This window comes from Micromonospora sp. FIMYZ51 (genome assembly GCF_038246755.1).
GTDB lineage: Bacteria > Actinomycetota > Actinomycetes > Mycobacteriales > Micromonosporaceae > Micromonospora.
Map to the genome: position 1 here is coordinate 4137443 of NZ_CP134706.1, position 24811 is coordinate 4162253.

Below are 24811 nucleotides of genomic sequence, written 5' to 3' on the forward strand. Positions count from 1 at the left end.
ACGAATACCTCGACGCACCGGCTCGGTAGGTTGCTCGACGAATTGGCGGCAGGTGTCCGCAGGCGCGCCGTTCACGGCCCTTGTCACGCCCGTACGCCGACGTGCCCGGCGTCCGGTGCGGAGACGCCGGGCACGAGCGGAACCGGTCAGACGGCGTTGATCAGCAGCGCCGGCTGTTCCACGCAGTCGGCGACGTGCCGCAGGAAGCCGCCGGCCACCCCGCCGTCGCAGACCCGATGGTCGAAGGTGAGGCTGAGCTGCGTCACCTTACGCACCGCGAGCTGGCCGTCGACCACCCACGGCTTGTCCACGATGCGCCCGACCCCGAGCAACGCCGCCTCCGGGTGGTTGATGATCGGCGTGGAGCCGTCGACCCCGAAGATCCCGTAGTTGTTGAGCGTGAAGCTGCCCCCGGTCAACCGGGCCGGCGGCAACTCACCGGCGCGCGCCGCCGCGGTGGTGGCGGCGAGTTCGGCGGCCAGTTCCGCGGTGGTGAGCCGGTCGGCGTCGCGCAGCACCGGGACGACCAGACCACGCTCGGTCTGCGCGGCGATGCCCAGGTGCACACCGGCGGACTGGATGATCCGCTGTCCCTCGGTGTCGACCCGGGAGTTGAGCTGCGGGTACCGACGCAGCCCGGACAGGCAGATCCGGGCGAGCAGGGCCAGGATGCTCACCGGGCGGTCGGCACGCGCGGCGTTGATCGCGGCCCGGGTCTCCAGCAGCGCGGTGGCGTCGGCGTCGACCCAGATGGTCACCTCGGGGATCTCCCGCCGGCTACGGGAGAGCTTGTCGGCGATCGCCCGGCGGATGCCGGTCAACGGGATGACCACGTCCGACGCGCCGGGCGGGGCGAGCCCGACGTGCGGCGCCGGCAGGTCGGGAACGACGGTGAGCCGGCCCGCGCCATTCGCCGGGCTGGTCCCCGCGCCGAGCGATGCCACCGCATCGGCGCCCGTGGGCCGGGCCACCATCGCCGCGTCGGCCGCCGCCTCCACGTCGGCGCGGCGGACCACCCCGCCGGGACCGCTGCCGCGCAGGGTGGTCAGGTCCACCCCACGCTCGCGGGCCAGCCGCCGCACGATCGGCGAGATGACAAGTGCCGGCGACCGGTCCGGCAGGACGGCCGAGAGCGCCGGGGCGCTGGCGGGCGATTCGGATACCGGGGCGGGTTGCGGCTGGGCGGACGCCGACGGGCCGGCCGGCGCGGCGGCGTGCACCCGGGGACGGCGGCGCCGTCGCGCGCTGCCGGGACCGGTGCCGTACCCGATCAGCACGTTGCCGGAGCCGGCCCGCTCCTCCTCGCGGTAGACCGCGTGCCCGACCGGCTCGTCCGGCGCCGAAGGGGCAGCGGCCGGCGCGGCGCCGTCGGCCGCGGGCGCGGCCACGGTGATCAGTGGCTGGCCGACCGGACGCACCTCGCCCTCCGCGCCGTGCAGGGCGACGACCCGGCCGGCGTACGGACAGGGCACGTCCACGACCGCCTTGGCGGTCTCCACCTCGACCACGCTCTGGTCGACGGTGACGAGGTCGCCGACCGCGACCCGCCACTGCACGATCTCCGCCTCGGTGAGCCCTTCCCCGAGATCGGGCAGAAGGAAAACCTGCTCACTCATGCCGGCACTCCGCTTCGCTCCGTGCCACCACGAGGCACCATCGCCCTGCATTGATGATTCGCTCGCTGACACTCACTCATGCCGGCACTCCGCTTCGCTCCGTGCCACCACGAGGCACCATCGCCCTGCATTGATGATTCGCTCGCTGACACTCACTCATGCCGCGCTGCCTTCGGTCAGCCAGCGCGGGTCGGGCTGGTCGTCCCACTGCAACCGGGCCACGGTGTCGAGCACCCGGTCGACCGAGGGCAGGTGGGTGTGCTCCAGCATCGGCGCCGGATAGGGAATGTCCAACCCGGACACCCGCAGCACCGGGGCGTGCAGGGCGTGGAAGCAGCGTTCCTGCACCCGGGCGGCGATCTCCGCGCCGACGCCCGCGAAGCCCTGTGCCTCCTGCACCACCACGCAGCGGCCGGTGCGGCGTACCGAGTCGGTCACTGTGGCGTCGTCGAACGGCACGATTGTGCGTACGTCGACCACCTCCAGGTCCCAGCCCTCCGCACGGGCGGCCTCGGCGGCCTCAACCGCGACCGGCACCGCCGGCCCGTACGCGACCAGGGTGGCGTCGCGGCCGGGCCGCCGGACGACCGCCCGGCCGAACGGCTCGGTACGCGCCGGCAGCTCCGCCTCGGCGCTGGCGAAGTAGAGCTTCTTCGGCTCCATGAACACCACCGGGTCCGGGTCGTCGATCGCCTCGCGCAGCAGCGAGTACGCGTCGGCGACGGTCGCCGGGGTGACCACCTTCAGGCCCGGGGTGTGCGCGTAGTACGCCTCGGACGAGTCGCAGTGGTGCTCCACGCCGCCGATGCCACCGGCGTACGGCACCCGGATCACCATCGGCACGCTCAGCGCGCCCCGGGTCCGGTTGCGCAGCTTCGCCACGTGCGAGGCGATCTGTTCGAACGCCGGATACGCGAACGCGTCGAACTGCATCTCGACCACCGGGCGTAGCCCGGACATGGCCAGCCCGACGGCGAAGCCGACGATCCCGGCCTCGGCGAGCGGGGTGTCGAAGCAGCGCTTGTCGCCGAAGCGGGCCTGCAACCCGTCGGTGATCCGGAAGACCCCGCCGAGTTGGCCGACGTCCTCGCCGAAGACGACGACCCGCTCGTCGTCGAGCATCGCGTCGGCAAGTGCGGCGTTGAGCGCCTTCGCCATGGTCACGGTGGCCATCAGGCGTCCTCCTCCTGCGCCGCCGCCAGTTCGGCGCGGACCTGCTCCCGCTGCTCCACCAGTTGCGGGGTGGGCTGGGCGTAGACGTGCTCGAAGAGGCTGAGCGGGTCGACCGTGGGCTGGGCGTTCATCCGTTCGCGCAGTTGCGCGGCGGACGCCTCGGCCTGCTCGGCGATCTCGGCGACGGCGGCGTCGTCGAGCACGTCGCGGGCGCGCAGGTAGCTCTCCAGCCGGGCGACCGGGTCACGGTCGCGCCACGCCTCGACCTCGTCGGCGTCCCGGTAGCGGGTGGCGTCGTCGGCGTTCGTGTGCGGCTCCATCCGGTAGGTGTGCGCCTCCACCAGGAAGGGACCCTTGCCGGCGCGGGCGTGCGCGACGGCCCGGTTCAGCACGGCCAGCACGGCGACCGGGTCGTTGCCGTCGACCTGCTCGCTGGGTACGCCGTAGCCGACGCCCTTGTGGGCCAGCGTGGGGGCGGCGGTCTGCCGGGACAGCGGCACGCTGATCGCGTACCTGTTGTTCTGGACGAAGTAGACCACCGGCGCCTTGAACACCGCGGCGAAGTTGACGCCCTCGTGGAAGTCGCCCTCGCTGGTGGCGCCGTCACCGATGTAGACAAGTGCCACGGTGTCGCGCCCCTGGTACGACTCGCCGTACGCCAGACCGGCGGCGTGCACGCACTGCGTCGCGAGCGGGGTGCACTGCGGTGCGGTGTGCCGGGCAGCCGGGTCGTAACCGCAGTGCCAGTCGCCGCGCAGCAGGGTGAGCACCTCGACCGGGTCGATGCCGCGGGCGGTAAGCGCCATCGACTCCCGGTAGGTGGGGAAGACCCAGTCGTCGTCGCGCAGCGCCAGCACGCCGCCGACCTGGCACGCCTCCTGGCCTCGGGAGGACGGGTAGACGGCCAGCCGACCCTGCTTGGTCAGCGCGGTGGCCTGGGCGTCGAAGCGGCGGCCGATCACCATCCGCCGGTACATCTCGCGCAGCGCCTCGATCGGCGGCTCGGGATAGTCGGCGCGGGCCGGCAGCGGGCTGCCGTCCGGGTTCAGCAGCCGGACCGGCTCGGCCTGCGGCAGCAGGGCCGCCGTCGGGTCAGGCGCGGCCGGGGTGGCCGGTCGGCGCTTCCGCGGAGTTGATCTGCGGACCGCCTGGGGGGTGGTCGTCACGGCGGGACCTCCTGGACGTGTGGTGGCCCTATGCTCCATGCGTCGGATGATTGACTCAAGGTGCCCGGAGAACGCGGGACGGATGGCACGGCCAGGGGGAAACGATGGGGCAGGATGCCAATCCGATGCCGGACTCGGCGGCCGGAACGGGACGATCGGCCGCCGGGCTGGACGAGGTCGACCGGCGCATCCTCGACGAACTGGTCCGCGACGGCCGGATCTCCATCCGTACGCTTGCCGAACGGGTGCATGTCTCCCGCACCAACGCGTACGCCCGGGTGGAACGGCTGCTCCGCGACGGTGTGCTCACCGGGTTCGGTGCGCGGATCGCGCCCGAGGCGGCTGGGCTGGGCACCTCGGCGTACATCGCGCTCACCATTCAGCAGAACACCTGGCGCGAGGTGTCCGCGGAGCTGGCCCAGGTGCGCTACGTCGAACACGTGGCGCTGCTCAGCGGCGAGCACGACGTGCTCGCCCTGGTCCGGGCGCCGGACAACGCCACCCTGCGGGACGTGGTGCTGGACCGGGTGCAGGGCATCGCCGGGGTGCTCGCCACCCGCACCTGGCTGGTCTTCGACGAGTTCGACGGCGAACGCGGCCCCTGGGGATGACCGACGCCGGGCGGCTCAGCGCTCCGGCGGGGCCGCCAGGCCCTCCCGGTCGGCCAGATCCAGCAGCGGTTCGAGGGAGAAGCGGCGCTCGTCGAGGCCGGCGTGCGGGTCGCCGTGCTCGGCGAAACGGGCGGGCATGGTGGTGACGTCGAAGTCCTCCGGCCGGGCGTCGTCCAGCTCGGTCCAGTGCAGCGGCGCGGAGACCAGCGCCGCCGGACTGGGTCGGATCGAGTACGCCGAGGTCATCGTGTGGTCGCGGGCCATCTGGTTGTAGTCGACGAAGACGGGACGATCGCGCTGCTCGCGCCACCAGGTGGTGGTGACCAGGTCGGGGCGGCGGCGCTGCATCTCGCGCCCGAGCGCCAGCACGGCCCGCCGGCAGTCACCGAAACTCCACCGTGGCTCGATCGACACGTACACGTGCAGGCCGCGCCCGCCGGTGGTCTTGGGATAGCCGACCAGGCCGAGTTCGTCGAGAAAGGCGCGTACCTCGTGGGCCACCGGCACCACCTGGTCGAACCCCACTGCGGGCAGCGGGTCCAGGTCGATGCGTAGCTGGTCCGGCCGCTCGACGTCGGCCCTGGTCACCGGCCACGGATGAAAGCGCAGCGTGCCCAGGTTGACCGCCCAGATCACCACCGCCAGCTCACCCGGCGCGACCTCGTCGGCCGTCCGGCCGCTCGGGAAGGTGATGTGCGCCGTGCCGACCCAGTCGGGTGCGCCCGCCGGCACCCGCTTCTGGTAGAACGCATCACCCCGGTTGTCCTGCCGGGTGGCGATGGTCGCCCCTTCGAACACGCCCCGGGGCCACCGCTCCAGCATGGTCGGCCGGTCCCGCAGCGCACGCAGGATGCCGTCACCGACGGCGAGGAAGTAGCGCACCACGTCAAGCTTGGTCAGCCCACGTTCCGGGAAATACGGCTTGTCCGGGCTGGAGACGCGCACCGTCCGCCGCCCCACCCGGATCTCCTCGGCCGTGCCTGCCACCTGCTCACCGTACGTCCCGTGGTGGCCGGATGCGACGTGTCACCACCCAGCCACCCCGGTGTCACCTCAGCGGTAGTCCCGCTGGAGGCAGGGTGTCCTCGACCGGGCTGGCCGGCTTGCTCACCATCGTGGCCACGGTTCACCTCCTGGTCGCTACCGTCAGGTCCGGCCGCATACCCGCAGCCCTCCGCCGACACCCTCGGCTGCAGGCTTCCTCGATCAGAAGCCGGCGCACGGTCTCGGCCGACCCGCAACGCTGCGGTGCCTGCCCGGGGCCGAACCGACCACCATCGGTCCGCCCGCCACACGGCGGGCGCGACGGTGTGACATCGGCGTACCCGGTAGGATCGTCTCGGGCCGTGACTGGCGCATTGGAGATGGATAACCATCGGGGAGCGGCCCCGTCACAAGGACGCATGCCGAGCGCCTGGGCCTTCCGCACGTCATGAGGAGGTTCCATGCCGCACAACGCCGAGTCCACCGCCTTCCGCAGTGCGCTGGAGGTCATTCGCGCCGTGGAGCCGCGCGTCGCCGACGCGATCGGCGCGGAGCTGGCCGACCAGCGCGAGTCGCTCAAGCTGATCGCCAGCGAGAACTACGCGTCGCCGGCCACCCTGCTGGCGATGGGCAACTGGTTCAGCGACAAGTACGCCGAGGGCACCGTCGGTCGCCGGTTCTACGCCGGCTGCCAGAACGTCGACACGGTCGAGGCGCTCGCCGCCGAGCACGCCCGGGAGCTGTTCGGCGCGACCCACGCGTACGTGCAGCCGCACTCGGGCATCGACGCCAACCTGGTGGCGTTCTGGGCGATCCTGGCCGACCGGGTGGAGGCCCCCGCGCTGAAGCGGGCGCAGGCCCGGCACGTGAACGACCTGACCGAGGCGGACTGGTTCGCGCTGCGCCGGGAGTTGGGCGACCAGCGGATGCTCGGCATGTCGCTGGACGCCGGTGGCCACCTGACCCACGGCTTCCGGCCGAACATCTCCGGCAAGATGTTCGACCAGCGCAGCTACGGCACCGACCCGGCGACCGGCCTGGTCGACTACGACAAGGTCGCCGAGGCCGCCCGCGAGTTCCGGCCGCTGGTGCTGGTCGCCGGCTACTCGGCGTACCCCCGGAAGGTCAACTTCCGGATCATGCGGGAGATCGCCGATTCCGTCGGCGCCACCTTCATGGTGGACATGGCCCACTTCGCCGGCCTGGTCGCCGGCAAGGTCTTCACCGGCGACTTCGACCCGGTGCCGCACGCGCACATCGTCACCACCACCACCCACAAGTCGCTGCGCGGCCCGCGCGGCGGCCTGGTGCTCTGTGGTCCGGAGCTGGCCGACCAGGTGGACCGGGGGTGCCCGATGGTGCTCGGCGGCCCGCTGCCGCACGTGATGGCGGCCAAGGCCGTCGCGCTGGCCGAGGCTCGCCGTCCCGACTTCGCCGACTACGCCCAGCGCGTGGTGGACAACGCCCAGGCCCTCGCCGAGGGACTGCTGCGCCGGGGCGCCACACTCGTCACCGGCGGCACCGACAACCACCTGGTGCTCATCGACGTCACCGGCTACGGGCTGACCGGCCGGCAGGCCGAGCAGGCGCTGCTGGACTCCGGCATCGTCACCAACCGCAACGCGGTGCCGCAGGACCCGAACGGCGCCTGGTACACCTCCGGCATCCGGATCGGCACGCCCGCGCTGACCACCCGCGGGTTGGGCCCGGCGGAGATGGACGGCACCGCCGAGCTGATCCACACCGTGCTCAGCCAGACCACCGCCGGCACCGGCCCGGACGGCGCGGCCAGCAAGGCCAAGTACGTCCTCGACCCGGTCCTCGCCGACAAGATCAGCCGCCAGGCCACCGACCTACTCGCCAGCTTCCCCCTCTACCCAAACATCAACCTAACCTGACCCACCCCCTCCTCCCCTCCCCTCCCCCTCCCTCCTCCTCCTCCTCGTCCCCCCACTCCTCCACCCTTCCCCGTTGATCATGAGGTTAGCGGCACTGGTCGATCTTCAAAGTGCCGCCAACCTCATGATCAACAAGGGAAAGGGTGGGGGTGGGGGGTGGGGGTTAGTTGAGGGGGCGTTTTAGGTGGTAGCGGTGCACCTCGGTGCTGCCCTGGACATTGTTCACGTCCTCGGCCGCCGTCACGAGTTCCCAGCCCTCCCGGCCGACCCGGTTGAGATGCGCGACCGCGGTGTCGCCGTACGCCGTGACGTCCTTGCGGGACCCGTCCGGCCCGTACCAGACGAAGGTGACGTGAAAATTCCGGCCCTGTCCCTGGTAACGGCGGACCAGCAGGGCGTACTCCCAGGCAATCATGCCGCCCATTATGACCGTCCAACCAGGACGACGGCAGGGTGGCAGTCACAGGTTGCCAACCGGTGAACACGGCGAGTCGATCTGCGGCTCAGCGCTCCCCAGCCTAATCCTGGGCAGGTTCGACGAGCGGCACGGTACGCAGCTCGCGGGCGGCGGCCGGATCCGCACAGCCGGCAAGCGCCAGCGCGTCGCGCAACTCCTCGGCGAGCAGAGCCAACCCGGCGTGCGCCCCGGCCGCTCCCCCGGCAGCCAGCGCCCAGAGCATCGGCCGACCGACCAACACCCCGTGCGCCCCCAGCGCCAAGGCCCGGAGCACGTCGAGGCCGCCCCGGACCCCGCTGTCCAGCAACACCTCGCAGCGGTCGCCCACGGCGGCAACCACCTCGGGCAGCATCGTGGCGCTGGCCGGCACCCCGTCAAGTTGCCGTCCACCGTGGTTGGACACCACCACCGCACGCGCACCGGCGTCGACCGCCCGCACCGCGTCGGCCGGGTCGAGGACGCCCTTCACCACCAGCGGCAACTCGCAGTGCTCACCCAGCCAACGAAGGTCCGCCCAGCTCAGGGCCGGCGCGAAGGCCGCGCCGCTGGTCACCGGGACCGGCGTGACGCCGGGCGTACCACCATGGGCCAGATCGTCCCGCCCGCCGGGCAGGTTCGCCGCCACCAGCTCCGGCGGCAGCCGGAAGGCGTTGCGCAGGTCGCGGTACCGCCGCCCGAGCACCGGCACGTCGACGGTGACCACGAGCGCTCGGCAGCCGGCGTCCCGCACCCGGGCCAGCAACTCCGTCACCATCCTCCGGTCGCGCAGCCAGTACAGCTGGAACCACACCTCGGCACCGGTCGCGGTGACCTGCTCGATCGGGGTGCTGCCCAGAATGCTGGCCAGATAGGGCACCTCGGCGGTCCGGGCCGCGCTGGCCAACCCGATCTCGCCGTCGGGATGCACCAACCGTTGGTACGCCATCGGCGCCACTCCGACCGGCATGGCGTACTCCCGGCCGAGCAGCCGGGTCCGCAGGCTGGCGGCGGCCACCCCGGTCAGCACCCGGGGCAGCACACCGACCCGGTCGAGGGCCCGCCGGTTCGCGCCAAGTGTGAGCTCGGTGCCGCTGCCACCGTCCAGGTAGTCCCACACCTCCGGCGGCAACACCGCCTGCGCCCGCTCGGCAAAATCCGCAAGACAAACCGGCACCCTGCTCTCCATAGGACCACCTTAAGGAAGGGCCCCCTATTAACGCCTCGTGCATAGGAAGGGCCCCTTATTAACACGTGCGGCAGCGGTATCGTCGGGCGATGGCCAGTTGGGAAGACGTACGCCGGATCGCGTTGAGCCTGCCGGAGTCCGGCGAGCGACCCTCGTACGACGGGCTGCCCGCGTGGAAGGTCCGGGACAAGTCCTTCGTCTGGGAGCGTCCGCTGCGCCGCTCGGATCTGGAGGCGCTCGGGCCGGCGGCACCGGACGGGCCGATTCTCGGCGTACGGGTGGCTGACCTCGGGGTCAAGGAGGCGCTGCTCGCCGACGACCCCGCTCTCTTCTTCGCCACGCCACACCTCGACGGCTATCCCATCGTGCTGGTCCGGCTGGACCCGATCGAGATCGACGAGCTGACCGAGTTGATCGTGGAGGCGTGGTATGCCCGCGCCCCGAAACGGCTCGCCGCCGCCCACCGAGCCGCGTCGACACCACCCCCGACCTGACCCGAGCCTCGCCGAGACCGCCCTGCACCGCCGGGCGCGTTACGGAGGAGGGCACGGCGACCGAGGACCGCCGGGCGCGTTACGGAGGAGGGCACGGCGACCGAGGACCGCCGGGCGCGTTACGGAGGAGGGCACGGCGACCGAGGTCTACGCCGGGTCGCCGTCGCACCGGGTCCGGGGTGGACGAGGGCAGCACCGCCACCGTGGGGCTACTCTCGCATCGGCTGGTCGTTTCCCAGTACCTGTCCGTCGGCGGTCGAGAAACAGATCAGGGTGCCAGCGTCGGTCCTGCCGAGCAGCGCCTCCGACACGGCGTTCTCGGCCGACACGTCAAAAACGAAGATCGGCATGCTGTTGTCGCGGCACAAGGCAACCGCCGTCGCGTCCATCACCTGCAAGTTCTGCGACATCACCGAGTCATAGTCGATTGTTTCGAACTTGACCGCATCCGCGAATCGCCGCGGGTCCTTGCTGTAGACGCCGTCGGTGCCGAACTTGGCCAGCAGGAGAACCTGGGCTCCGATCTCGGTTGCGCGCAGCGCGGCAGCGGTGTCGGTCGTGAAGAACGGGCTGCCAAGACCGCCGGCAAAGATGATCACGCGGTTCTTTGCCAGATGACGCATGGCCCGGCCGTAGATGTACGATTCGGCGACCATAGGCGCCTCCATGCCGCTCATCACCCGGGAGTCAAGGCCGGCCCTGGTCATTGCGTCCTGGAGCGCGAGAGCATTTATGATCGTGGCGAGCATGCCCATGTGGTCGGCCTTCGTGCGGTTCACCCCAGGCAGCATCTTGCCGCGGATGATGTTTCCGCCGCCAACCATGACTGCCACTTTCAGGTCAGGCTCCGCCTTGCGGGCTATCGCGATCTGGGCAGTGAAGTAATCCAGCCTCTCGGCACTTACTATGCTCTCGCCCTCGATGTCCGCAACCGCTTCCCCCGACATCTTGAGCAGGACGATCCGGTCCACTCTAGCTCCTAAGTAGCTTGCGAACATCCTCGGTGTACATTTGTTGCACCACGGCGCCTCCGGTCAACGACAGAGCCTTGTCTCCCAGCACGGGACTGAACCGCCGCCAAATGAATGGAAACTTCCTGACATACACTGCGACAATTGGGCCGTCGCTGCTCCTCGGATCTCCCCACCGCCACCTGCGCAGCCGGGCCCGGTCACCAGACACCATTCGGACGCGCCGTTCGGCGGCCATCGTGAAATCGGATCCCTCCGGCTGAAGGTTGAGCACCTTACGCGACGGAAGGGACAGGATTCCTGCGATGGCCAGCAGCCGGAAGCCCAGGAGGAAGAGCACCGCCAGCGGCAACAGCGCAAGCGCCAGCTGCCAGGGATGCAGGCTCGAAAACCAGAGTGGCACGTCCGCCAGCACGACGATGCTCAGCAACAGCATCCCCACCCGGGGGTCACCGAACATGATCTCGTGACGCAGTCGCCGGACCGGGCGAATGTAGGACAAGACCGTGAGGTGCGGGAACTCGGCTTGGCTCGCTGCTGCACAACGCCGGACGTACGGCAGCGCGATTGCCAGGGTCCCAGCTAGTCTGGTGCCGCGAATCGGCCATGCGTCCACCCAACGTTCCGCCGAGTTCGTCAGTGTCGCTCGGCCAAGGAACGACCTGCGGGGCGGCGGCGCCAAACTGTTGGAGAAGAGGGACGAACGTAGTGCCGCCTCGGCGACGATGGCGGCGAGGCGCGGGCTTCGGACCACCTCTTCATGGCGTACGCGCTCACCAACCGTCGGCTCGTAAAGGGCCACGATCGCGTCCTCCGGCGAGGTTGCAAGCAGGATGGAGTGCACGTTGTCGTGGTTGGCGATCTTCATGGCCAGGTCCACATCGAGCTGGGCCACCTGTAGCGCGGTCAGGCCGGTGCTCTCAAAGAACTCGCCCAGCTCACCGACAACGGTGACCTCTGCCTTTCGCCCTAATGCGGCACATGCCTGCTCGTAATCGACGAGGACCGCCACGAGATCCCGGAAGAGTACCGGATCCTCCTGATTCTGCTGCCACCAGTTGCAGTAGAAACGGATCCGCTCCGGAAATTGCGGCAGGAAGTACGCCTGCGCCTCAAGCATCGCCCGGGGGTAGTAGCGGCCGACGAAGGTGCTGTTACTCAGGTCGTGCAGCACGGTCTGCAAGTGAAGCGAGTTGCGGCTCGCCATCAGTCCGCAGGCCAGGTAGAAACCCTCCAGGTAGCGCAGCGGATCCGATTTCAGTGGGCCGATCAACAGCCGCTGAATCTCTTTCTTCCTGGCGATTGCGGCAAGCGAGCAGGCCAGGAAGTAGTCGAGAAACGAACGGTGCACGAAACTCCAGGTTTCGTCCCTGTCGTTTCGGACGATGATGCCCGTGTCCTTGGCCAGCTCGTATAGTGCCTGCTCAGCCGTCTGCCCGTCCTTGACCAACGCGGCGGCATGCCGGAGTATGTTCTTTTCGCTGATGGCGTTGAAGGGCTCGCGGGACCGGATGTGATGGTCGACGACAGCGACGAAGAAGTTCGTTCGCGCCTGCCGGAACGGCCGGTTGGGAGATCGCACGCCGACCCGGTCGGACCGGGTCCGGATCATCAGATAGTCGACGACGTCGCTGAAGAACGCCGCTCTGGTTTCCGGCTGAGATGACAAGTTGCCCGGCCCAAGATCGCGCAAGCGTTGATCGTGGTTCACGTACAGTGCCAGCGCCAACGGGTTCGCGCAGGTCTCCACAAGTGTGGAGTTCAGCCGGAGCTGGTTGAAGATGCGCCGCGCCTCGTCGGAACTCTTCTTGCCAGGCGGGTAGGGCCAGCGCAACAGGAACGAGTAGATGGCGGCCGGCGTGAACGGCTTGAGTTCCACCGGCACCAGGTTTTGGATTCCTCCACCGGTCAGGCGTGGCGCGAAGTCAAGGGCTTGCCGGCGACTCGCGATGATGAGCAGGTTGCTCCCCCGCGACGACGACAGATATTGATCCAGGTCCAGCAGGAATTGTTCGACAGCGCCGATGGTCTCTGCGGCGATTTCGTCCAGTCCGTCGAGGAGCACGACCAGCCCATTCTTCTGGCTGGTCGCGAACGTCCGCAGCATTCCACCGGAGTCGAAAAGCTCCATGGGGCTGATGGTGAGCCGCTCGAAGCATTTCTCAAGCACCGCGAAGGATGCCTCCGGCGAAGCGGCTGTGCCGCTCGCTCCGCTGAGAATCGGGCCGATGTGCTGCAAGGGCAGGTACACGGGCAGGCGGGCTCGATCCTTGTTCTCCCGCGCTTTCCAGCACAGGTCGCGAATGATTCGGGACAGCAACGCACTCTTGCCCGTCCCCGGATCACCCAGGAGCAGGATCGTTCCGGATTTCGAAAGAAGTTGGATGGCCTCCGTCATCTGGCCCGCCCGCAGTTCGAGCGGAATGTAGCAGCGGTCGATAGGAAGCTCGACGCGCCCGGGAACCACCAGCCGTTGGTGACGCCGGTAGAGCGACTGGAGATAGATATCCAGGCTATAGCGCAGTAGGAACTGTCGCCGCAATCCTTTCCCCACGAAGTGGGCGGCTGCTCTCCTGAGCCAGGCGGCGGCCTTCGGCCGCAGTAGGTCTATTTCCCGCGACGCTTTGCGATCGGGTCGCCTGGCGAAGGCCCACACACTTCGCACGAGCGTGGCGGCGGCCGCGACCGCGGCCGTCACCGCCGCCGCCACAACGGGCTGAGGATCCATCAGTATTCCGATCTTGCGTCGGAAGGAGCCGTGTGCGTCCGGAAACTGCATCCTGCCGCCGTACCGCATTGTCGTGTCGTCGTGCTGGACACCGCGAGGTGCCATGCGCAGCCCTCGCCGCGACCGGCGGCATGCCATGAGTAGACAACGGGACACTGTGGATGGCAGTCGGGTCAACGGCTCCCGCGACTGGCCCTTTCGGTCGCCGATTCGCCGACGGGTGGCCGAATACAGCGAACGGTCAGAGTTCCGGTGTCGTCAATGGCCGTCATTGCCGACCGGCCCTGTTGCCGGCATTGCCTAGTGGTCGCCTGGTCACGGCGTCAATGAGGTCGCCGATGGCGACGGCTGAGGATCACCACGTAGCGGCAGGGGCGGTCGGTGACGTTGCGGTAGGAGCAGGGGGCCGGTTCGCCGAGCTCCAGGCAGTCACCGGGGTTCAGGTCGTGCTCGACGGCGCCCTCCTGGAAACGCAGGTGGCCCTGCAACACCCAGATCTGGTGGTCGGCCAGCGCGTACGCATCGGCCGGATAGGCCACCTCCGCGCCGGGCGGAAGGTCCACCTCGACCAGTTGGACCGCGCCACCGGCGGGTGACACCGAGCGACGCCGGTAACCGGTCTGGGGATCGACCCAGAGGTGCTGATCGGCGCTGCGGGACAGCCGAGGGGCCCGCTCCTCGGTGCGGGCGAACAACTCGGAGAGGGTGAGGCCGAGGGCCGCGCTGAGCCGGCCGAGGAGGACGGCGGTCGGTTGCGCCGTGCCGCGTTCGACCTTGGCGATCATCGCCCGGGAGACGCCGGAGCGCTCGGCCAGGGCATTTACCGACAGGCCCTGAGCGGTGCGGGCGGCCCGGAGGGCGGCGGCAAGATCGGTGGTCAGGCGGTCCGACATGGTGACACTATACTCACGACGATCGCTACTATAGTGGCATGCCGCTGACGATCCGCGATGCCGGGCCGGGTGACGCCGTCGCCTGCGCGGCCATCTACCGGCCGTACGTACTGGACACCACAATCACCTTCGAGACCGAGCCGCCGACCGTCGCCGAGATGGCCGAGCGGATCGAGCAGGCAACCCGGTCGTACGCCTGGCTGGTGGCCGAGCTCGACGAATGCGTCATCGGCTACGCGTACGCCCGGCCCTTCGCCGCCCGGCCGGCGTACCGATGGTCCTGTGAGGTGAGCGTCTACCTGGAAACGGGCCGTCGGCGCACCGGCGCGGGCCGCGCGTTGTACCGGATGCTGTTGCCCCGACTGGTCGAACGCGGCTACCGGGTGGCGGTGGCGAAGACGACCCTGCCCAACGACGCGAGCCTGGGGCTGCACGCGGCGCTCGGCTTCCAGCCGGTCGGAGTGCATCGGCGCATCGGTTGGAAGCACGGCGCCTGGCACGACGTCGCCATCACCCAACTCGCCCTGGTCACCGACGACGGGCCACCAGCACCCTTGGCCACCAGCGACGGACCACCGACGCCTCTGGTCACCGACGACGGGCCACCAGAGACGAACTGATTTGGCTACCCTCCCGGTCAGGGAGGCGGCGACATGTCCAGCACGCAGTTGTACGACACCATCGGAGCCACCTACACGGTGACCCGGCGCACCGAGCCGCGGATCGCCGCGCAACTCTGGGCCGCGCTCGGCGATGCGCGGACGGTGTTGAACGTCGGTGCCGGCACCGGCTCCTACGAGCCCACCGACCGCGCGGTCACGGCGGTCGAACCGTCGGCGCTCATGCGCACGCAGCGCCCCGCAGACGCGGCGCCCTGCGTGGCCGCCGCCGCGGCGCACCTTCCCTTCGCGGACCACACCTTCGACGCCGCGATGGCCTTCGCTACCATCCACCACTGGCCGGACCCGATCGCGGGCCTGCGCGAGCTGCGGCGGGTCGCGCGTCGGGTGGTGGTGTTCACCCACGACACCGGTGACCAGGAATGGCGTGATCGGTTCTGGCTCACCCGCGACTACCTGCCCGAAGTCGCAGACCTCCTGGCCGGTCGGCCCTCGCTTGGCGAGTTGACCGAGGCCATCGGAGCCCGTCAGGAACCGGTGCCCATCCCGTGGGACTGCGTCGACGGCTTCTTCGAGGCCTACTGGCGCCGGCCCGAGGCGTACCTGGACGAGCAGGTCCGTCGCGGGATCTCGGTCTGGGCCAAGGTCGGGCCGGAGGCCGAGCAGCGGGCGGTGCGGCACCTGCGCGCCGACCTCGCCTCCGGTCGATGGGTGGCACGCAACCGCGACCTCGTCGATCTCGACGCGGCAGAGCTCGGCCTGCGCCTGCTAATCGCCTGACGCGGCAGCGCCCAGGGCGGCGGGCAGCGGCGCGTGGTGCAGCACGACCAGGGTGTCGACGGCCCGGGTCAGGACGACGTACAGCCGGTTCATCCCGCGCGGCTCAGCGGCCACGATCTCGGCCGGCTCCACCACGATGACGTGGTCGTACTCCAGTCCCTTGACCAGGCTGGCCGGGACCACCGTGACGGTGGGCGCGGCGATCAGACCGACGATCGTCTCGGCCCGGTCGTCGGCGGCGATGACGGCGACAGTGGCGTCCTGCGGTGCCCGCCGGATCTCATGCTGAAGCGCGGCGGGCAGGTCGTCGACCTGCCGCACGGAGAGCGTGCCGCCGGGCCGGTACGACCGGGTGGGTGCGATCCCCGCAGCGAGGGCCTGTGCCGCGTACTCCGCGATGACCTGCGGTACCCGGTATCCGGTGTGCAGCTCCAGGGTGCGGATCTCCCGCTTGCCGATCCGGGCGAGCAACTGCGGCCAGGATTCCGCCGCCAGCGGGTGGGTGGCCTGCCCCAGGTCACCGACGACGGTCATCGAGGCGTACTCGACGCGCCGGGCGATCATCCGGCATTCCATCGGCGACAGGTCCTGGGCCTCGTCGAGGATGACGTGCAGGTACGGCTCGTCGGTGACCGGGTCGTCGTCGGGTTCCTCGACGGGCAGCGGTTCGGCCAGCACCGGCACGTAGCCCTCCTCGCCGTGCGGGTCGAAGCCGTCGGTCCAGCCGACCACCCGGTGCCCCTCCCGGAGGATGACCGCCTCCGCCCAGCGCTGTGCCGCGCCGACCGCGTCGTTGTCGATGCCGGGCCCGGCCAGCGCGAACGGGGTGGCGAGGTTCGGGGCGTACAGCTCCCAGCCCTGCTGTAGCCCGCAGCTGAGCACGAAGCTCGCCACCGGCCGGGTGCCAGTGGTCAGCTCGCGCAGCTGCCACTCGGGTTCCGGTGCGCGCGGCGCGGCGGGCGGCGGGCCGAGCAACACGGCCAGTTCGTCCAGGAGCGGCACGTCGTCCACGGACCAGTCCGACCGGCTCCGGTACGTCGCGGCAAGCGTCTCCGCGGCCTCGGGGTCCACACCCATCACCCGACTGGCGTCGCCGAGCCAGCCGAGCACCTCCGTCGGGGTCAGCACCGGCCACCACGCCCGCCGGAAGCCGTGCAGCTCGTTGCGCTCGCCGACCTCCTCGGCGAACAACTCCCGGTCGAGGTGCCTCCCCTCGACCTGTTGCCACAGCGCCGCCACCAGCACGGTGGCGGCGGTCGGGCCGGCGGCGTTGGGCTTGGTGCCGCTCGCCTCGCAGCGGGTGCGGACCTGGTGGCGGGCCGCCGCCAGGTCCGCCGCGTCGAGGGTGAGCACCTGGCCGGCGTACACCAGTCGCAGCCGGCGTGGTGCGGTCGGCGGCGGCTGCCAGATCAGCTCGACCAGCACGTCCCGCATGCGGTCGTCGCCCTTGATCCGGGCCACCTGCGCGCGGTCGCGGCGGGTGGCGGTGACACCCTCGACCAGTTCACCGAGGGCCCGCAGGTGCACGCTCTCCTCGCCGAGCGAGGGCAGCACCCGGCCGATGTAGCGGGTGAAGACCGTCGAGGGGCCGACCACCAGGATGCGGCCGTCGGTGAACCGGCCCCGGTTGGTGTAGAGCAGGTACGCCGCCCGGTGCAGCGCGACCTGGGTCTTGCCGGTGCCCGGTCCGCCGCTGATCAGGGTGACGCCCCGGGCCGGCGCCCGGATGGCCTCGTCCTGTTCGCGCTGGATGGTGCTGACGATGTCGCGCATGTGCGGTCCACGGGAGCGGCGCAACGCGGCCAGCAGCGCGCCCTCGCCCAGCACCCGCAGGTCACCGGCCTGGTCCGGGGCGAGCACATCGTCGTCGAGGTCGACGACCTGCGGACCACGGCAGATGATGACCCGGCGGCGGACCACGCCGAGCGGCTCGCCCGGCGTCGCCCGGTAGAACGCCGCGGCGGCCGGCGCCCGCCAGTCGACAAGCAGCGGTTCCAGACCGTCGCGTACGCCCAGCCGGCCGATGTGGAAGCTCTCCCCGTCGTCGAAGTCGAGCCGACCGAAGACGATGCCCTCCGCCTCGACGTCCAGCGCCCGCAGCCGTACGGCGGCCCGGTGCACCATCGCGTCCCGCTCCACCAAACCGGTGGCCGGGCCGCCGGCCGCCCGCCGGTGGCCCTCACCGGCGAGGTCGTTCGCCCGTGCCCGCATCCCGTCAAGCAACTCGTAGACCCGGTCCACGACCCGCTGCTCGGCAGCGATCTCCCGGCCCCTGACGTCAGACACGATGACCCCCCGCGACGCATGGCTTGACTGACCGGCGAAGCGTATGACCAGTTCAAGGGGGGATAAATCGTTCTTCGCGACGATCCGAAGGCCCGCTTTCGCCCCTACAATGAAAGTGGCACCGCGGGGCGGGTCACTCCGGGCCGGGGCGCTCCCGCGCCGCGCCGGCCTGCGTCGGTGCCGCAATCATCCGGGCCTCGCCCCGCCCCTTCCGGGTGTCGGCCGGGGCGGTGGCCGGCGGGATGAGCCGAGGTCCAGCGTCGGTGGGCTCGGTCGGAAAATGCAGCGGGCCGGTCATGGAATTGCCACCCCCACGTCGGTACGCGCGGCACATCACGCGGTTCCTCGATGCGAAAACCCTAGGGCAGCACCGATTGGCGTTGCCAGATGCAAATGGATAACCGAAATGAGCGACTGGCGGGATTGCCGAGACGGTTCTCGCCGGGCATGATCGGTTCCGTCTACCAGGTGCCGGCGCCGGCGCGGCCCGGTGGCGCGGGTCGTCGTCGGCCCCGGGTCGCTGATCGACGCCACCGGGTACCGCCACTGCTGCGGCGCTGCCCACCGTCCGGCCCGCCGGCACCCAGCAGGGACTAGTCGGCGGGCAGCCAGCTCTGCCACACGTCCGGGTTGGCGTCCAGCCACTTTTCGGCCGCCTCGTCGTGGGACAACTTGTCGACCGTGAGATAACGCGCCACCTCGTTCTGGTCGGCGGCTGTCCACTGAAAATTCTTGATCAGTTCGCCCCTTCCGCTCGCCCTCCCGGAACGCCTCGATCAGCTTGTCCTCGCTGCAGGTGGTGTCGACAGCGAAGTCGAGTTTGAGTTGAGGATCAGCGCCCGGTCGTTTGTCTCGTAGGAGGGGTCCCCGTTGAGCAGTACGCCCTCACCGCCGGAGGTGGGAGCCCGCACCTGTCGGTGCCGCGCCACGCAGCACCAGCGCGCTGTTGAATCCGTCGAAGCCCCGCGCGCAGACCAGCGCCACCCGGGTACGCGGGCGTCGGCGCTCGCGGAGAAACTCCAGTTCACAGCCGTCGGCGACCCGGTCCGGGCCGGCCGACGCGGGAAGCGTGTCGTGCCGGTAGGCGAGCAGGGCGGTGGCCACGTCCAACGCCGACCCACCCTGGTGTGCCCGCCCGGTCAACGCCTTGTGGGTGCTCACCGGCGCCGCGTCGCCGAAGACTGTCCGCAGTGCGGTGGCCTCGGCGCGGTCGTAGCGGGGCACCCCGAGGGCGTCGGGCACCACCAGGTCCACCTCGGCCGGTTCGGCGTCGGCCCGGCCCAGCGCCAGCCGCATGGCCCGGGCGTACTGGTGGGGGTCGCCGGCCGACTCGGCCGAGGTGTGTACCGCGTCGTGGGTGGCGCCCCACCCGGCCACCTCGCCGTAGCTGCGGGCGCCCCGGGCCACCGCGTGACCGTACTCCTCGACCACGAAGACCGCGCCGCCCTCGGCCGGCAGGTAACCGCACGCCCCGGCGTCGAACGGCCGGTAGGCCCGCTCCGGGTCGGTGGCCTCGCTGAGCAGGCCGGAGCGCGCCTGGCAGGCCAGCGCGTACGGGCTCAGCGGGCACTCGGTCGCCCCGGCCAGCACCACCGATGCGCCGCGCCGGATGGTGCGTACCGCGTGGGCGAGGCTGTCCAGGCCACCGGCCGACTCGGCCACCAGCACCCCGCACGGTCCCTTCGCCTGGTGCCGGATGGAGAGCTGACCGACGCTTGCCGCGTAGAACCAGGCGATCGACTGGTACGCCCCGACGGTGCGGGCCGCAGACGACCAGAGCCGTTGCAGTTCCCGCTGGCCGAACAGGTTGCCGCCGGAGGAACTGGCCAGGGTGACCGCCCAGCCGTACGGATCGGGTGCCTGCTCGGGCAGGCCGGCGTCGGCAAGTGCCAGCCGGGTGGCGGCGAACCCGAGGTGGGTCCACCGGTCGGTCTGCACCAGCGCGCGGTTGTCGGTGTAGCGGGACGGGTCGAAGTCCGCCACCTCGCCGCCGAACCGGGTCGGATAGCCGCTGGCGTCGAAGAGCGTGATCGGGCCGGTACGCCGCTGGCCGGCGAGCACGGTACGCCAGTGCCGCTGGGCGCCCACCCCGCTTGGCGCGACCACACCGATCCCGGTCACCACCGCCCGCCGCTGCTCGGTCACGCCGACACCTCGCGGGCGAGCCGGCGGAACAGCATCGCCGACTGGAAGCCGCCGAAGCCGCTGCCGACCGAGAGCGCCACGTCGACCGGCACCTCCCGGGCGGTGTTCGGCACGTAGTCCAGGTCGCACTCCGGGTCCCGGGTGGCCCAGTTGGCCGTCGGCGGCACCACTCCGAACTCGATCGCCAGGGCGCAGGCGGCCATCTCGATCGAGCCGATGGCGCCAAGCGAGTGTCCGACCATCGACTTGATCGAGCTGATCGGCACCCGGTACGCGGCCGGCCCGAGGGCCCGCTTGAACGCGGCCGTCTCGTGCCGGTCGTTCTGTCGGGTGCCGGAGCCGTGCGCGCTGATGTAGGAGATCTCCGCGGGATCCAGCCGGGCCTGGCGCAGCGCGTCGGTGATGGCCAGGCCCATCTCCCGACCGTCCGGGCGCAACCCGGTCATGTGGTAGCCGTTGCTGCGGCTGGCGTAGCCGGCGACCTCGCAGTAGACGTGTGCGCCGCGCCGCCGGGCGTGACCGGCCTCCTCCAGCACCAGCACCGCCGCCCCCTCGGCCAGCACGAAGCCGCGCCGGTCCGCGTCGAAGGGTCGGGAGGCGTGCGCCGGGTCGGCGTTGTCCGGGCTGGTGGCCTTGATGGCGTCGAAGGAGGCGACGGTGACCGGGGAGATCGGCGAGTCGGCGGCTCCGGCGAGCACGATGTCCGCCTCGCCGTCGGCGATGAGCTGGTGGGCGTACCCGATCGCGTCGATGCCGGAGGTGCAGCCGGTCGAGACGACCTGGGCCGGGCCGTGCAACCCGTGCCGGCAGGCCACATCGGCGGCCAGGCTGCTGGGCACCAGCGCCGGATAGAGGTACGGTCCGCCGAGCGCGGCGTCGACAAGCCAGTTCCGGCCGCTGTCGCTGACCGTGACGTACTCCTGTTCCAGGGCCATGGTGCCGCCGACGGCGGTGCCGAGCACCACGCCGGCCCGGTCCCGCTCGGCATCGGTCAACTCCAGACCGCTGTCGGCGACCGCCTCGGCGGCACAGGCCAGCGCGAACTGCACGTACCGGTCGGCGCGTCGCTGCTGCTCGGGGGTGAGCCCGGCGGCCTGCGGGTCGAAGTCGCACTCGGCGGCGATCTGCGAGCGGAACGGCGCCGGGTCGAAGAAGCTGATCCGTCGGGTCGCCGTACGCCCCTCGGTGATGTTCTTCCAGAACCGGTCCCGGGTGCCGCCGCCCGGGGCGACCACCCCGATCCCGGTGACCACGGTGCGGCGGCCGGTCATGACCCGTCTCGCTGCTCGACCAGTTCGGTGTCGACGTGGCCGAGTTCCGGCCGGGGGGCCAGCGGTCCGAGGTGGAAGACCACCTCGGCGGGGTGGTCGCCGGTGTTGCGCAGCCGGTGCCGGACGTTGCGGGCCACGAAGAGCGCCTCACCGGCGACCAGCGGCACCGGTTCGTCGTCCAGGTCAACGGTGATCGCGCCGTGTACGAGGTAGAGGAACTCCTCGCTGTAGGGGTGGTAGTGCTCGGCGATCCGCTCCCCCGGCGCCATGCTGGCCACCCCCATGAAGCCGGAGGTGCTGCCGACGGTACGCGGGCCGAGCAGGACGCGCAGCTCGCCGCCGCGGCGCCGGTCGGCGGGCACGTCCCGGGCGGCGACCAGGGCCAGCTCACTCATCGTCGTCCCCATTCCGGTCGGTACGCGCCAGCCGCTCGATCCGCTCCTTGATCACCGCCAGCTGCACGACGCTGTTGGTGTTGATCCGCTCGGTCATCCCGACGTTGTCCACCGGCGCGGTCGGCTTCATCGCGAAGTCCTGAATCCAGGTCATCCGGACGCCCGCCGGCTCCTGCCGGTAGATCCAGTGGATGTTCATGTACTCGAACGGTCCGGTCTCCACCCGGCGGGCCCGCACCTGCCAGCTGGTCGGGTCGGGGGTCCGCTCGCTGACCCAGCTCCAGGCCACCCCGTTCTCGTCGGGATGCATGGTCAGCCGGAAGCGGACGGTGTCGCCGTCGCGGCTGATGATCTCGGCCCGCGCGTACTCGGTGAACAGCTCGGGCCAGCCGGCGACGTCGTTGGTGACCGACCAGACCAGCTCCAGCGGCGCGGCGATGAGAATGCTGTTCTCGGTGTGTCCGGGCGCGACGGTGGCCGGTGGATCGGCGGGCTCGGGCCGGGCCGCCGGTTCGGCACCCCGGGCGACCAGGTCGGCCACTGCGGGAATGCTCAGCTGAGTGGCCTGCTCGGGAATGGTCACCCGCCACCGGTCGGCGACGACCGCAGCCAGTTCGAGCAGCGCGAGGGAGTCCATCCCCAGCTCCTCCAGCGAGGCGGTCGGCGCGCGGGCGGCGACGTCCGGGTCCAGGCCGCAGTTGGTCACCAGGATGTCGGTTATCTCGCCGGTCAGCGAGCGGCCGTCCGTGACGGTCATCGGTCCTCCTCGGTTGTGGCGGTCACAACCGCCTGACAACTTCCGCCACGATGCGGCGGCCGGTGTCACCCGAGCGTCACCGCAAGACAGCGCGACGATCGCCAATGGTGACGCTACGTTGACGTAAACTGTGGATGGGCTGTGCGCTGAGCGCTCGCGTGATCGACAAGGTTTGTCCAGTTCAGAGCCGAACTCACGGATGATGAAGAGGTCGCCTTACCGACATCGACGTTGACTCAGAGTAATCGCTATTGATAATCTTCGCGACGGCCAGACCCGGCTGGCGCAGCCACCCACGCGCGGTCCAGCAGTGTCGACGGTGGCGTCCCGGCGGCCACGCCGGGACCCGGCCGAGACCCGCAGCCGACGTGTTTCGCAGGGGGTGCCTCCTTGGCCGCCGATCCGCCCGCCCCGACCACCGGAGAACGCCGGCACGTCGAGGTAGCCCTGCACCTGCTCGGCGGCTTCCGCCTGACGCACGGCGGCACACCGGTGCTGGTGCCCCGGGGCCTGCAACGGGTGATCGCGCTGATCGGGCTGCGGTCCGGCGCGACCCGTACCCACCTCGCCGGGTTGCTGTGGCCGGAGGCCACCGAGGAACGAGCCCTGTCGTCGCTGCGCACCGCGCTGTGGCGGCTGCGCCAGGACCCGTACTGCCCGATGATCATCACCGCCGACACCGTCCGGCTCGACCCGACGGTACGGGTCGACGTCGACGAGCTGGTCGCCACGGCGGCCCGGGTCCGCGACGGCCAGCCACCGGAGGACGCCACGCTGGCCCTCACCGCCGGCCGACACGACCTGCTGCCCGGCTGGTACGACGACTGGGTGCTGACCAACCGCGAACGGTTACGCCAGCTCCGCCTGCACATGCTCGAACAACTCGCCGGCCAGCACCTGGCCGCCGGACGGCACGGCGAGGCCCTCGACGCGGCACTTGAGGCGATGGCCGCCGAGCCGCTGCGGGAGACGCCGCACCGGCTGGTGGTCCGCATCCATCTCGCCGAGGGCAACGCCTTCGAGGCGGTACACGCCTTCTACGTCTACCGGGACCTGCTGCTGCGGGAGCTACGGCTGGAGCCGTCCCCGGCGATGACCGCGCTGCTCGAGGAGACACTCGGACCGATCCGGCGCGCGAGCCGGCCGGTACCCCGGCCGCCGGGGCAACCGTCCACCCGGCCCACGTCCCAGGCCCGCTGACCGGCCGTCACCGGGACGGCGTTCGCCGCACCTTTCCGCGTCCACACCGTCCGTCCCGTACCGGGCACCTGTGGTGACCCTCCCGGCCTGAATACGGACTGTTACCGAGCCTGCCTGTTGCCTCTGCGTCACGTGTGAAAAGCTGCGGCGAGCTTTTTTCGCGACGACGATCCGGACGTGACCTTCAGGGAGGTTTGCCGTGGGCGATTCCTTCGGAAACTGGCTGATACTGCTCGTGGTGCTGCTGGCCGGGCTGGCCGGCGGCTGGCTGTTGCTGCGCGGCCGGCGCAACGACGCGCCCGCGCCGACAAGTGACGCAACCACGCAGGCGAGCGCGCCGGCAGCAGCCACGACCACCGACACCCAGCCACCGAGCAGCACCAGCGCAGCACCCGCCGAGCCGGTCGCCGCCGAACCGACCACTGTGGAGCCGGTCGCCGCCGAACCGACAGCTGTCGAACCGGCCACCAGCGCCGCCCCGGCCACCAGCACGCCCGCCGCCACGCAGCCGGCTGCCACCGAGCCGATCGCGACCGTGGTGGACACCGCGACCGTGGTGGACACCGCATCGACGCCGGCCGTGGTCACCGAGCCCGTCACCACCGACGCCACGACCACGGACGCCACCACCGTCGACGCCACAGCCGCGGACGCCACGACCACCGACGCCATCGCCGCCGACGTCAGCACGCCGGAGTCCGCACTGAGCGAGTCCACCGCGAGCGAGCCGGCCGGGACCGCAGCGACGACCGGGACCGCAGCGGCGACCGAGCCGACCGAGAGCACGCCGACGACCGTCGATGCCGCCCCGGCGCGCCGCAAGCCGGCCACCAAGCGGGCTCCGGCCGCCAAGAAGACGCCGGCTGCAAAGAAAACACCGGCCGCCGCACCGACCGCCGCTGTCGAAGAGGCCGCCACGTCGGCCGCCGCCGTCGCGGAGGCCGCCGACGACTTCCGCCGCATCCAGGGTGTCGGGCCGAAGATGGCCGCCGCCCTGCACGGCGCCGGCATCCGGACCTTCCGGCAGCTGGCGGACCTGGACGAGGCCGGGCTGCGGGAAACCATCCGGGGCGCCGGGCTGCGGGCCACGGCCAGCGTGGCCACCTGGCCGCAGCAGGCGAAGATCCTGGCCGCCCAGGCCGGCGACGAGGTCTGACCAGGGTCGCTGAGCCGCCGCCGGTACGGGGGACGGCGAGCGCGC

At 70.9% G+C, this 24811-nt stretch carries 21 protein-coding genes, 1 pseudogene and 1 riboswitch; of the genes and pseudogenes, 7 read left to right on the forward strand and 15 right to left on the reverse strand.

Translation table 11 applies throughout. The features are described 5' to 3' along the window. Positions 1-146: 146 nt before the first annotated feature. The 3 genes from QQG74_RS18865 to pdhA all read right to left on the reverse strand — a co-directional run bounded on the left by QQG74_RS18865 (position 147) and on the right by pdhA (position 3955). Positions 147-1616 (reverse strand): dihydrolipoamide acetyltransferase family protein, encoded by a 1470-nt coding sequence (locus tag QQG74_RS18865; protein ID WP_341716085.1) that lies wholly within the window; start codon positions 1614-1616, stop codon positions 147-149. Between the two features lie 156 nt (positions 1617-1772). Continuing rightward, positions 1773-2789, reverse strand: a complete 1017-nt coding sequence (locus QQG74_RS18870; protein WP_341716086.1) for an alpha-ketoacid dehydrogenase subunit beta — start codon at positions 2787-2789, stop codon at positions 1773-1775. Continuing rightward, positions 2789-3955, reverse strand: a complete 1167-nt coding sequence (gene pdhA, locus QQG74_RS18875) for a pyruvate dehydrogenase (acetyl-transferring) E1 component subunit alpha (protein WP_341716087.1) — start codon at positions 3953-3955, stop codon at positions 2789-2791. The genes QQG74_RS18870 and pdhA overlap by 1 nt, the downstream gene beginning before the upstream one ends. Positions 3956-4059: 104 nt before the next feature. Between pdhA and QQG74_RS18880 the strand changes: the two genes are divergently transcribed. Next, positions 4060-4566: an Lrp/AsnC family transcriptional regulator gene (locus tag QQG74_RS18880; RefSeq protein WP_341716088.1), complete on the forward strand. Its 507-nt coding sequence runs from the start codon at positions 4060-4062 to the stop codon at positions 4564-4566. 15 nt (positions 4567-4581) lie between these two features. On the opposite strand, the gene QQG74_RS18885 is transcribed toward QQG74_RS18880, so the two are convergent. After that, the gene (locus tag QQG74_RS18885) at positions 4582-5553 is read right to left on the reverse strand and encodes a DNA primase small subunit domain-containing protein (protein ID WP_341716089.1); all 972 of its coding nucleotides are present in this window, start codon (positions 5551-5553) and stop codon (positions 4582-4584) included. Between the two features lie 349 nt (positions 5554-5902). Further along, positions 5903-5993: riboswitch (ZMP/ZTP riboswitch) on the forward strand. 18 nt (positions 5994-6011) lie between these two features. Between QQG74_RS18885 and QQG74_RS18890 the strand changes: the two genes are divergently transcribed. Further along, positions 6012-7448, forward strand: coding sequence for a glycine hydroxymethyltransferase (locus tag QQG74_RS18890; RefSeq protein WP_341716090.1), 1437 nt, complete (start codon positions 6012-6014; stop codon positions 7446-7448). A 163-nt stretch (positions 7449-7611) separates the two neighbouring features. On the opposite strand, the gene QQG74_RS18895 is transcribed toward QQG74_RS18890, so the two are convergent. Both QQG74_RS18895 and QQG74_RS18900 read right to left on the reverse strand, forming a co-directional pair. Continuing rightward, positions 7612-7872: a hypothetical protein gene (locus QQG74_RS18895; RefSeq protein ID WP_111242354.1), complete on the reverse strand. Its 261-nt coding sequence runs from the start codon at positions 7870-7872 to the stop codon at positions 7612-7614. Positions 7873-7966: 94 nt separating this feature from the next. Then, the gene (locus tag QQG74_RS18900; RefSeq protein ID WP_341716091.1) at positions 7967-9070 is read right to left on the reverse strand and encodes an alpha-hydroxy acid oxidase; all 1104 of its coding nucleotides are present in this window, start codon (positions 9068-9070) and stop codon (positions 7967-7969) included. Positions 9071-9159: 89 nt separating this feature from the next. Here QQG74_RS18900 and QQG74_RS18905 point away from each other — a divergent pair, with 89 nt between their 5' ends. After that, positions 9160-9564, forward strand: coding sequence for an MmcQ/YjbR family DNA-binding protein (locus tag QQG74_RS18905; protein ID WP_341716092.1), 405 nt, complete (start codon positions 9160-9162; stop codon positions 9562-9564). Positions 9565-9773: 209 nt separating this feature from the next. Here QQG74_RS18905 and pyrH read toward each other — a convergent pair whose 3' ends face one another. The 3 genes from pyrH to QQG74_RS18920 form a co-directional block, all read right to left on the reverse strand. After that, positions 9774-10535: a UMP kinase gene (pyrH, locus tag QQG74_RS18910; protein ID WP_341716093.1), complete on the reverse strand. Its 762-nt coding sequence runs from the start codon at positions 10533-10535 to the stop codon at positions 9774-9776. A gap of 1 nt (position 10536) precedes the next feature. Next, the gene (locus QQG74_RS18915) at positions 10537-13314 is read right to left on the reverse strand and encodes an NACHT domain-containing protein (protein WP_341716094.1); all 2778 of its coding nucleotides are present in this window, start codon (positions 13312-13314) and stop codon (positions 10537-10539) included. A gap of 272 nt (positions 13315-13586) precedes the next feature. Continuing rightward, positions 13587-14156 carry an XRE family transcriptional regulator gene (locus QQG74_RS18920; RefSeq protein WP_341716095.1) on the reverse strand — a complete coding sequence of 190 codons (570 nt, stop codon included), beginning with the start codon at positions 14154-14156 and terminating at the stop codon, positions 13587-13589. A 38-nt stretch (positions 14157-14194) separates the two neighbouring features. On the opposite strand from QQG74_RS18920, the gene QQG74_RS18925 reads away from it, so the two are divergent. Then, on the forward strand, positions 14195-14776 hold the full coding sequence (locus QQG74_RS18925) for an N-acetyltransferase family protein (RefSeq protein WP_341716096.1): 582 nt from the start codon (positions 14195-14197) through the stop codon (positions 14774-14776). A 45-nt stretch (positions 14777-14821) separates the two neighbouring features. Next, positions 14822-15556: pseudogene (locus QQG74_RS18930) on the forward strand (methyltransferase domain-containing protein); the annotation flags it as partial. Here the strand turns inward: QQG74_RS18930 and QQG74_RS18935 are convergent. The 6 genes from QQG74_RS18935 to QQG74_RS18960 form a co-directional block, all read right to left on the reverse strand. Then, entirely contained in the window at positions 15545-17842 is a 2298-nt protein-coding gene (locus tag QQG74_RS18935; protein WP_341716097.1) for a UvrD-helicase domain-containing protein, read from the reverse strand. The pseudogene QQG74_RS18930 and the gene QQG74_RS18935 sit on opposite strands and share 12 nt — an antisense overlap. A gap of 133 nt (positions 17843-17975) precedes the next feature. Next, a complete protein-coding gene (locus QQG74_RS18940) occupies positions 17976-18140 on the reverse strand; it encodes a hypothetical protein (RefSeq protein ID WP_341716098.1) in 165 nt (54 codons plus the stop codon). Between the two features lie 587 nt (positions 18141-18727). After that, positions 18728-19987 carry a beta-ketoacyl synthase N-terminal-like domain-containing protein gene (locus tag QQG74_RS18945; RefSeq protein ID WP_341716099.1) on the reverse strand — a complete coding sequence of 420 codons (1260 nt, stop codon included), beginning with the start codon at positions 19985-19987 and terminating at the stop codon, positions 18728-18730. Further along, positions 19984-21258, reverse strand: coding sequence for a beta-ketoacyl-[acyl-carrier-protein] synthase family protein (locus QQG74_RS18950; RefSeq protein WP_341716100.1), 1275 nt, complete (start codon positions 21256-21258; stop codon positions 19984-19986). The genes QQG74_RS18945 and QQG74_RS18950 overlap by 4 nt, the downstream gene beginning before the upstream one ends. After that, positions 21255-21653, reverse strand: a complete 399-nt coding sequence (locus tag QQG74_RS18955) for a cupin domain-containing protein (RefSeq protein ID WP_341716101.1) — start codon at positions 21651-21653, stop codon at positions 21255-21257. Before QQG74_RS18955 ends, QQG74_RS18950 begins: the two co-directional genes overlap by 4 nt. Then, positions 21646-22410 (reverse strand): SRPBCC family protein, encoded by a 765-nt coding sequence (locus QQG74_RS18960; RefSeq protein WP_341716102.1) that lies wholly within the window; start codon positions 22408-22410, stop codon positions 21646-21648. The genes QQG74_RS18955 and QQG74_RS18960 overlap by 8 nt, the downstream gene beginning before the upstream one ends. A gap of 390 nt (positions 22411-22800) precedes the next feature. Here QQG74_RS18960 and QQG74_RS18965 point away from each other — a divergent pair, with 390 nt between their 5' ends. Together QQG74_RS18965 and QQG74_RS18970 are read left to right on the forward strand one after the other, a co-directional pair. Further along, positions 22801-23610 carry a bacterial transcriptional activator domain-containing protein gene (locus QQG74_RS18965; protein WP_341716103.1) on the forward strand — a complete coding sequence of 270 codons (810 nt, stop codon included), beginning with the start codon at positions 22801-22803 and terminating at the stop codon, positions 23608-23610. A gap of 199 nt (positions 23611-23809) precedes the next feature. Further along, a complete protein-coding gene (locus tag QQG74_RS18970) occupies positions 23810-24766 on the forward strand; it encodes a helix-hairpin-helix domain-containing protein (RefSeq protein ID WP_341716104.1) in 957 nt (318 codons plus the stop codon). Positions 24767-24811: the final 45 nt, after the last annotated feature.